Here is an 8,183-nt window from a genome sequence, read left to right as displayed (position 1 = left end):
CACGGCGGGGTGCCGGGCCTCAGTGGTCCGACGAGGACGGGAAGGCGAAGGACGCCCCCGACGCGTGGTGGGGCTCGGGCCACCGCTCGGTGACGGCCTTGCCGCGGGTGTAGAAGCGCACCCCGTCGGGACCGTACATGTGGTGGTCGCCGAACAGGGAGGCCTTCCAGCCGCCGAAGGAGTGCCACGCGACCGGCACCGGGATCGGGACGTTGACCCCGATCATGCCCACGGTCACGCGACGCTTGAACTGCCGGGCGTAGGCCCCGGAGGACGTGAAGATCGCGGTGCCGTTGCCGTAGGGGTTCTTGTTGATGACCTCGATGGCCTCGTCCAGGGTGTCCACCCGCAGCACGACCAGCACCGGCCCGAAGATCTCCTCCGCGTAGGCCTCCATCTCCTGACGGACCTTGTCGAGGACCGTGGGGCCCACGAAGAAGCCGTTCTCGTGGTCGGCGACCTCGAGCTCGCGGCCGTCGACGACGACGGCGGCGCCGTCCTGCTCGGCGGCCGTGACGATGCGGCGCACCCGGTCCCGCGAGGCGGGGGTGATCAGCGGACCCATGTCCGAGGTCGAGTCCATGCCGTTGCCCACGGTGATGTCCTTCGCCCGCTGCGCCAGCTTGTCCACGAGCAGGTCGGCCGCCTCGCCCACGGCCACGGCCACGGAGATCGCCATGCAGCGCTCACCGGCGGAGCCGAAGGCGGCCGCGGTGAGGTTGTCGGCGGCGGAGTCCATGTCGGCGTCCGGGAGGATCACGGCGTGGTTCTTCGCCCCGCCGAGGGCCTGGACGCGCTTGCCGTGCTTGGTGGCGGTCTCGTGCACGTACTGCGCGATCGGGGTCGAGCCCACGAAGGAGATGCCGTCCACGTCGGGGTGGGTGAGCAGCCCGTCCACGGTCTCCTTGCCGCCGTGCAGCACCTGGAACACGCCGTCGGGCAGGCCGGCCTGCTGCCACAGCTCGGCGATCAGCAGCGACGGGGAGGGGTCCCGCTCGGAGGGCTTGAGGATGAAGGCGTTGCCGGCGGCGATCGCGACCGGAGCCATCCACAGCGGCACCATGACCGGGAAGTTGAACGGGGTGATCCCGGCCACCACTCCGAGGGGCTGACGGAAGGAGTAGACGTCGATGCCGGTGGAGAACTGGTCGGAGTACTCGCCCTTGAGGTGCTCGGCGATCCCGGTCGCGAACTCCACGACCTCCAGGCCGCGGCCGACCTCACCCTTGGCGTCGGAGAGCACCTTGCCGTGCTCGGCGGTGATCAGCCGGGCGAGGTCCTCGGTGTGGGCGGCCACGAGCTCGCGGAACTTGAACAGCACCGCCGTGCGCTTGGCCAGGGAGACGTCGCCCCAGGTGTCGGCCGCCGTGCGCGCGGTGGCGACCGCCCGCTGCAGGTCGGCCTCGCCGGCCAGGTGCAGGGTCGCGGACACCTGCCCGGTGGCCGGGTTGTACACCTCCTGGGTCCCCCCGGAGCCGGCGTCGCGCCTGCCGCCGATGAAGTGCTCGATGTGGGTGGTCTGCTGCTGGGTCTGCTGGCTCATGCGTTCCTCCTGGACTCCCCGAGCAGCGGGCGCTGCCGGGCCTTGTACTGCTGGTAGACCTCGTGGGCCTGCTGGGTGGACTCGAGCGTGGCGGTCCCGGTGACGGGCACGTCCCACCACGACTCGGAGCTGGGGGCGTCGACCATCGGGTCGGACTCCACGTGCACGAGCACGGGGCCGGAGCCCTCCGGGACCGCCTTGGCCTGGGCGACGGCCTGCTTGAGCCGGTCGACCACCCCGTCCCCGGACTCGACGCGCAGCACCCGCACCCCGAGGGACTCGGCGTTGGTCGCCAGGTCGATGGGGAGCGTGGAGCCCTCGTCGAAGCTGTGCCGCTGCCCGTCGAGGTAGCGGTACTTCGTGCCGAAGCGCTGGGAGCCCAGCTGCTCCGAGAGCGCGCCGATCGAGGCGTAGCCGTGGTTCTGGATGAGCACGACCACGAGCTTGATCCCCTCGGCCACGGCCGTGACGAGCTCGGTGTGCATCATCAGGTAGGACCCGTCCCCGACCATGACGACGACGTCGCGCGCGTCCTGCGGCGCCCCGGCCCGCTCGGCCTCGGCGACGGCGGCACGCTTGACGCCCAGACCGCCGGCGATCTCGTAGCCCATGCACGAGAACGCGTACTCGACGTGGTAGCCGTACGGGTCCTTGACGCGCCACATCTTGTGCAGGTCCCCGGGCAGGGAGCCCGCGGCGCACACGACGACGTCACGGTCGTCCATGGCCTCGTTGACCGCGCCGATGATCTCGTTCTGGCTGGGCAGCGGCAGGTGCCGCTTCCCGAACGCCGCGTCCACCGTCGCGTCCCAGCGCCGCTTCTCGGCCTCGACGGTCTCGGCCAGGTCCCCGCCGACCCGGTACCCGCCCAGCGCCGTCGTCAGCTCGACGAGGGTCTTGCGGGCGTCCGCGACGATGGGCACGGCCGTGCCCTGCTTGTAGGCGTCGAACGCGGCGACGTTGATGTTGACGAAGCGCACGTCCGGGTGCTGGAAGGCGGTCCGGGACGCCGTCGTGAAGTCCTCGTAGCGGGTGCCGATGCCGATCACGAGATCGGCATCGGCCACCACCGCGTTGGACGCCGTGGACCCGGTCGAGCCGACGGCCCCGAGGCACAGCGGGTGGTCCCAGTCCAGCACGCCCACGCCCGCCTGGGTGTAGACCACCGGGATGCCCGTGGCCTCGGCGAACTCGCGCAGCGCCTCGGTCGCGAAGGCGTAGTGGACGCCGCCGCCGGCGATGACCACGGGCCGCTCGGCCGCGCGGATCGCCTCGACGGCGGCCCGGACGTCCTCCTCCTCCGGGGCGGGGCGGCGGATCCGCCACTCCCGGGGGGCGAGGAACTCCTCCGGCACCTCGAGGGCCTCGGCCTGCACGTCCTGCGGCAGCGCGATCGTCACCGCACCGGTCTCGGCCGGGTCCGTGAGCACCCGCATGCCGTTGAGCAGCGCCGAGAACAGCTGCTCGGGCCGCCAGACGCGGTCGAAGTAGCGCGAGACGGGCCGGAAGACGTCGTTGACCGTGATGTCGTTGGCGTCCGGACGCTCGAGCTGCTGGAGCACCGGGTCCGGGGCGCGGGAGGCGAACTGGTCCGAGGGGAACAGCAGCGCGGGCAGCCGGTTCGTGGTGGCCAGGGCCGCGCCGGTGACCATGTTCGTGGACCCGGGCCCGATCGAGGTGGACACCGCGAAGGTCGCCCGCCGCCGGACGTGCCGGGCGTAGCCCACGGCCTGGTGGACCTGGGCCTGCTCGTTGCGGCCCTGGTAGTAGGGCATCAGGGCGGGGTCGGCGGCCTGGTACTGCTTGAGCGCCTGCCCCACCCCGGCCACGTTGCCGTGGCCGAAGATGCCGAACATCCCCGGGATCGTCCGCTGCCGGTACTCCTGCCCGCCGATCCGGTCGACGGTCCACTGATTGGCCAGGAACTCCACGAGCGCCTGGGACACGGACAGGGTGCGGGCGCTCATCGGGCGGCTCCTTCCTCGACGGGGTGGCCCTTCAGCAGCGACGCGGCGGTGGCCACGGCGCCGGCGACGTCGCCGTCCTCCGGGTACAGCAGGGTGCGTCCGACCGTCAGGCCGCGGACGCCCGGCAGGGCCAGGGCGGCCTGCCACGTCGCGAAGACCTCGTCCGGCCGGCCGCTGGGGTCACCGCCCAGCAGGACGGTGGGCAGCGTGGTGGCCGCCATGACGCGCTCCATCTCCTCCACGACCGGAAGCTTCATCCAGGTGTGCGACGACGTCCCGCCCAGGCCCTGGGCGATGGCCACGGACTGGATCACGGCGTCGGCGGAGAGGTCGTTGACGATGCCGCGGTCGGTGATCCGGGAGATGAAGGGCTCGACCATGGCGATGAGCCCCAGTGCCGCCAGCGAGTCCACCGCGTGGGCGGTGTTCTCGAGCACGGACGTGGTGTGCGGGGACTCGAAGCAGATGCGGGTGAGCATCTTGCCGCCGTCGGCGCCGATCCGGTCCAGGGCCGCCGCGGTGTGGCCGGTGAAGCGGTCGTCGATCTCGTTGACCAGGCCCGGCAGGCCGCCGCGGTTCATGGAGCCGAAGACGAGCTTGCCGTCGAGGGCGCCGAGCAGCAGCAGGTCGTCGAGCACGTCCGGGGAGGCGAGCACGCCGTCGACCTGAGGGTTGGCCAGGGCGATCTGCAGCCGGTCGAGCATGGAGCGGCGGTCGGCCATCGCGTCGTGCTCGCCGCGCACCGTCAGGGCGCCGCGGGCCGCGTGGTCCGCGGCGACGACGAAGTTCTGCCGGCCGTGGACGAGGCCGGGGTGGCGCCGGCGGGTGTCGGCCGCGCGCTGGACGGCGCGCGGGTCCTCGAGCCGGATCCGGCTCAGGTGCTCGTACCGGCGCGGGTCGTCGGTGTCGATCTCCAGGGGGCTGGCGGTGGTCATCGGGTGGCTCCTTCGGGGACGGTGCGGCCGCGTTCCCGCAGCAGCTGGAAGACCTCGTCGGGGGTGGGCATGGCGTCCGAGCACGAGATGCGGGAGGCGACGATCGCCCCGGCCGCGTTGGCGTAGTCCAGGACGTGCTCGAGCGCCCAGCCCTGGTTGATGCCGCGGCAGAAGGCCCCGCCGAACGAGTCGCCGGCACCGAGGCCGTTGACCGTCTCCACCGGGACGGGGGCGGAGACCACGCGCTCGTCCCGGGTCTTGGCCATGACGCCCTCGGGGCCGAGCTTGACCACGGCGATCCGCACACCGGCCTCGAGCAGGCGGTCGGCCTGCTCGTCGGGGGTGCCCTCGCCCACGGCCACCGCGCACTCCTTGTCGTTGCCGATCGCGATGGTCACGTGCTGGAGCAGCTCGTGGACCTGCGCCCGGGCGTCCTCCTCGGACGCCCAGAACATGGGCCGGTAGTCGAGGTCCAGGATCGTGTGCTGGTCCGCGCGCAGCTGCTCCCGGGGCCGCGCCTCGTGCGCCGCCACGTGGGCCGAGCGGGACGGCTCCTGACACAGGCCCGTGACGGTCGACCAGAGGATACGGGTCTCGCGCACCGCGTCGACGTCGATCTCCTCGGCCCGGATCTGCAGGTCCGGGGCCGTGGGGAAGCGGCCGTAGAAGTACAGCGGGAAGTCCTCCGGCGGGCGGATCGCGCAGAACGTCGCCGGGGTCTGCAGCCCCTCCACCGCGGTGACGTACCGGTCGTCGACGCCGTAGCGGGCCAGCTCCCGGTGCAGGTAGGTGCCGAAGGGGTCGTCGCCCGTGCGGGTGATCACCGCGGCGGACTCCCCGTGGCGGGCCGCGGCGACCGCCACGTTCGACGGCGAGCCGCCGAGGTACTTCCGGAACGTGGTCACGTCCTCCAGGCCGACGCCGATGTCGTCGGGGTAGATGTCGACGCTGATGCGTCCCAGGGTCACGACGTCGTAGCTCATGCTGTCACTCCTGCTCTCCGCGCGGCGGCCGTGCGCTCGCGCATCTGGTCCAGCTGGTACCGGGAGACCTCCCGGGCGTTCTCGTTCTCGGCGAAGACCGAGGAGACCATCACGGAGTCCTCCCGGTCGAGGAAGCCGTTGGTGGCCAGCCCGCCGAAGAACTCGTCCCAGTCGACGTCGCCGTCGCCGATCTTCAGGTGCTGGTGCACCCGGGCCGCGTTGCCCGGGGGGTTGGTGATGTAGCGCAGCCCGTGCGAGCGGTGGTGGTCCATGGTGTCCGCGACGTGGACGACCCGCAGCCGGTCCCCGACCGCGGCCATGATCTCCAGCGGCGCGTCCGCCATGTGGAAGGTGTGCGGCGCCACGTAGACGAAGCCCAGGTTCTTGGAGTTCACGCCCCGGATCACCCGCCAGGCCGCCAGACCCTGCTCCACGAAGTCGTCGGGGTGCGGGTCGATCGCGATGTGCACGCCCTCCCGCTCGATGAGGGGCAGCAGCTCCTCCATCGACCGGTAGAACGCCCGCTCGGACTCCTCCGCCAGTTCCGGGCGGCCCTGGAACTCGGTGTTCATCTGGTTCACGCCGAGGTCGACGGTCATCCGGATCGCGCGCTTCCAGTAGCGCACGGCGGCCTCCCGGGCGTCGGGGTCCGGGGCGGACCAGCGCAGCACGGGCAGCACGGAGGCGATCTGCACGCCGGCCGCGCGGCAGGCGGAGCGCAGGTCGGCCACGAGCTCGTCGTCGGCCTTGGGGTGGTTGAAGAACGGCAGGAAGTCCGCGTGGGGCGTGAGCTGGAGGTACTCGTAGCCGAGGTCCGCGGCGAGCCGGGGGAACTCGAGCAGCGAGTGGGTGCTGTGGAACGGCGTGGGGTCGAGGGCGATCTTCATGGACGGGTCTCCTGGTCGGTGGTTCGGCTCAGCGGACGCGGGTGCGCGACCCGCAGCCCAGCAGGTAGGAGCGCGTGCGGGTCGCGATGGGCAGGGGGACGTCGAAGGAGGAGACCGGGTACATGTCCTGCTCGACGATGCCGAAGACGGGCCGGTTCAGCTTCTCGACCTCGGCGATCACCTCCGCGAGGTCCGGCAGTCCGGCCGGCGGCTCCACCATGACGCCGGCCAGGTTGGCCGCCGCCCAGGTCATGTTCTCCCGGCGCACCCGCTCGAGGACCACGGGGTCGATCTGCTTCAGGTGCAGGTAGCCGATCCGCTCGGGGAACTTGCGGATCAGGTCCACGGAGGACGCTCCGCCGTACTCGGCGTGGCCGGTGTCCAGGCACAGGGTGACCAGCTCGGGGTCGGTGCGCTGGAGGAAGGTCTCGATGTCGGGCTGACCGCACACGTGGGAGTCGGCGTGGGAGTGGAACTGCTGCTGCAGGCCGTAGTCCTCCCGCAGCACCTTGCCCAGCCGGTCGTGGCCCGAGCACAGGGCGTTCCACTGCTCCGCGCTCAGGTGCTCGTTCTCGAGGGCCTCGCCCGTGACGTCGTCGCGCCACATGGCGGGGATCACCACGATGTGCTCGCCGCCCATCGCCGCCGTCAGCTCGGCGACCTTGCGGGCGGGCTCCCAGGCCTCCTCCCACTGGTCGGCGCCGCGGTGGAAGGCGGTGAAGACGGTGCCGGCGGAGACCTTCAGGTTGCGCTGGGCCAGCTCGTCGGCGAGCCGGGCCGGATCGGTGGGCAGGTACCCGTAGGGGCCCAGCTCGATCCAGGAGTAGCCGGCCTCGGCGACCTCGTCGAGGAAGCGCTCCCACGGGGTCTGCTGGGGGTCGTCCGGGAACCAGACGCCCCATGAGTCCGGGGCCGTGCCGATGAGGACGGGATTGTGCTGTGCCGCCGTGTCGGCGGAGGTCGTGGTCGCATTCTGCTGCGCCATGGGTCACCTGCTTCCTGGTTCGCGTCCGGCACCGGGGCGAGGTCCTCGCGGTCCCCACGCCGGCCGATCAGTGGTACGGATCACAACCAGGATACGCAACCAGGTCAGTTTGTAAAGACATTCCGTCTAAGTTGCTCCGCACCCCGGAGTGCGAGCCCGAAGATGTGACCTGCCCCTCTTCCAGGAATGGTACTTTGTCCTGACATATGCTCAAATTGACGTGCGGGGAACAGGCTCTCCTCGCAAGGCCGGCCCCCGGCCCGCACCGCGGCGCCCGCCCGGCCACGGCAGGACGTTCCCCGCGACGCTCCCGAGCACTTCGCCACATCACAGCAGATTCCAGCAGGAAGGCTCCACCATGCCCCTCGTGCGCATCGACGTCGTCGAGGACCGCCGCTCCCCCGCCCAGCTGCGCGAGCTCGCCGACACCGTCCAGGACGTCATGCTCGCCACCTTCGCCGCCCCCGACCGTGACCGCTACCAGATCATCACCGAGCACAAGCCCGGCCAGCTCATCGCCGAGGACACCGGGCTGGGCTACACCCGCACCGACGACCTCGTCGTCGTCCAGATCACCCAGCAGGGCCGCAGCGAGGCCCAGAAGCAGACCATGTACCGGGCCCTGGCCGATCAGCTCCACCGGCGCACCGGCCTGGACCCGCAGGACCTCATCGTCTCGGTCACCGAGAACACCCGCGAGGACTGGTCCTTCGGCCAGGGCGTGGCCCAGTTCCTCACCGGACAGCTCTAGCACCCAGCGGTGGACGTCGGCGGTCAGCCGGAGCACGTTCGGCACGCCGGCGCCCTCGAACGCCGTCAGCACGCCGGCCGGTCCGAGCTCCCGGCCCAGCACACCGGGACGGACGCAGGCCCCGGGCACGCG

Annotated in this window: 7 protein-coding genes; 1 reads left to right on the top strand and 6 read right to left on the bottom strand. The window is 71.6% G+C overall.

Annotated features, from left to right (window positions below; all coding sequences use genetic code 11):
- Positions 1 to 19: 19 nt before the first annotated feature.
- Genes ACH9EU_RS06135 through ACH9EU_RS06110 form a run of 6 tightly spaced genes read right to left on the bottom strand, consistent with a single transcriptional unit; the run spans position 20 to position 7,300 of the window.
- Entirely contained in the window at positions 20 to 1,543 is a 1,524-nt protein-coding gene (locus ACH9EU_RS06135) for a CoA-acylating methylmalonate-semialdehyde dehydrogenase (RefSeq protein WP_396413056.1), read from the bottom strand.
- Positions 1,540 to 3,510: a 3D-(3,5/4)-trihydroxycyclohexane-1,2-dione acylhydrolase (decyclizing) gene (gene iolD / locus ACH9EU_RS06130; RefSeq protein WP_396413055.1), complete on the bottom strand. Its 1,971-nt coding sequence runs from the start codon at positions 3,508 to 3,510 to the stop codon at positions 1,540 to 1,542. The genes ACH9EU_RS06135 and iolD overlap by 4 nt, the downstream gene beginning before the upstream one ends.
- Positions 3,507 to 4,445 (bottom strand): Cgl0159 family (beta/alpha)8-fold protein, encoded by a 939-nt coding sequence (locus ACH9EU_RS06125; protein WP_396413054.1) that lies wholly within the window; start codon positions 4,443 to 4,445, stop codon positions 3,507 to 3,509. Before ACH9EU_RS06125 ends, iolD begins: the two co-directional genes overlap by 4 nt.
- Positions 4,442 to 5,428 (bottom strand): 5-dehydro-2-deoxygluconokinase, encoded by a 987-nt coding sequence (gene iolC / locus ACH9EU_RS06120; protein ID WP_396413053.1) that lies wholly within the window; start codon positions 5,426 to 5,428, stop codon positions 4,442 to 4,444. Before iolC ends, ACH9EU_RS06125 begins: the two co-directional genes overlap by 4 nt.
- A complete protein-coding gene (locus ACH9EU_RS06115; RefSeq protein WP_396413052.1) occupies positions 5,425 to 6,315 on the bottom strand; it encodes a TIM barrel protein in 891 nt (296 codons plus the stop codon). Before ACH9EU_RS06115 ends, iolC begins: the two co-directional genes overlap by 4 nt.
- A 28-nt stretch (positions 6,316 to 6,343) precedes the next feature.
- Positions 6,344 to 7,300, bottom strand: coding sequence for a TIM barrel protein (locus ACH9EU_RS06110; RefSeq protein WP_396413051.1), 957 nt, complete (start codon positions 7,298 to 7,300; stop codon positions 6,344 to 6,346).
- Between the two features lie 358 nt (positions 7,301 to 7,658).
- Between ACH9EU_RS06110 and ACH9EU_RS06105 the strand changes: the two genes are divergently transcribed.
- Positions 7,659 to 8,051 (top strand): tautomerase family protein, encoded by a 393-nt coding sequence (locus ACH9EU_RS06105; protein ID WP_396413050.1) that lies wholly within the window; start codon positions 7,659 to 7,661, stop codon positions 8,049 to 8,051.
- The last annotated feature ends 132 nt before the right edge of the window (positions 8,052 to 8,183 follow it).

The organism is Kocuria rhizosphaerae, from assembly GCF_044462265.1.
GTDB lineage: Bacteria > Actinomycetota > Actinomycetes > Actinomycetales > Micrococcaceae > Kocuria > Kocuria rhizosphaerae.
Note: the sequence above shows the minus strand (reverse complement) of the source record. Positions and strands in the feature narration are given on the sequence as shown.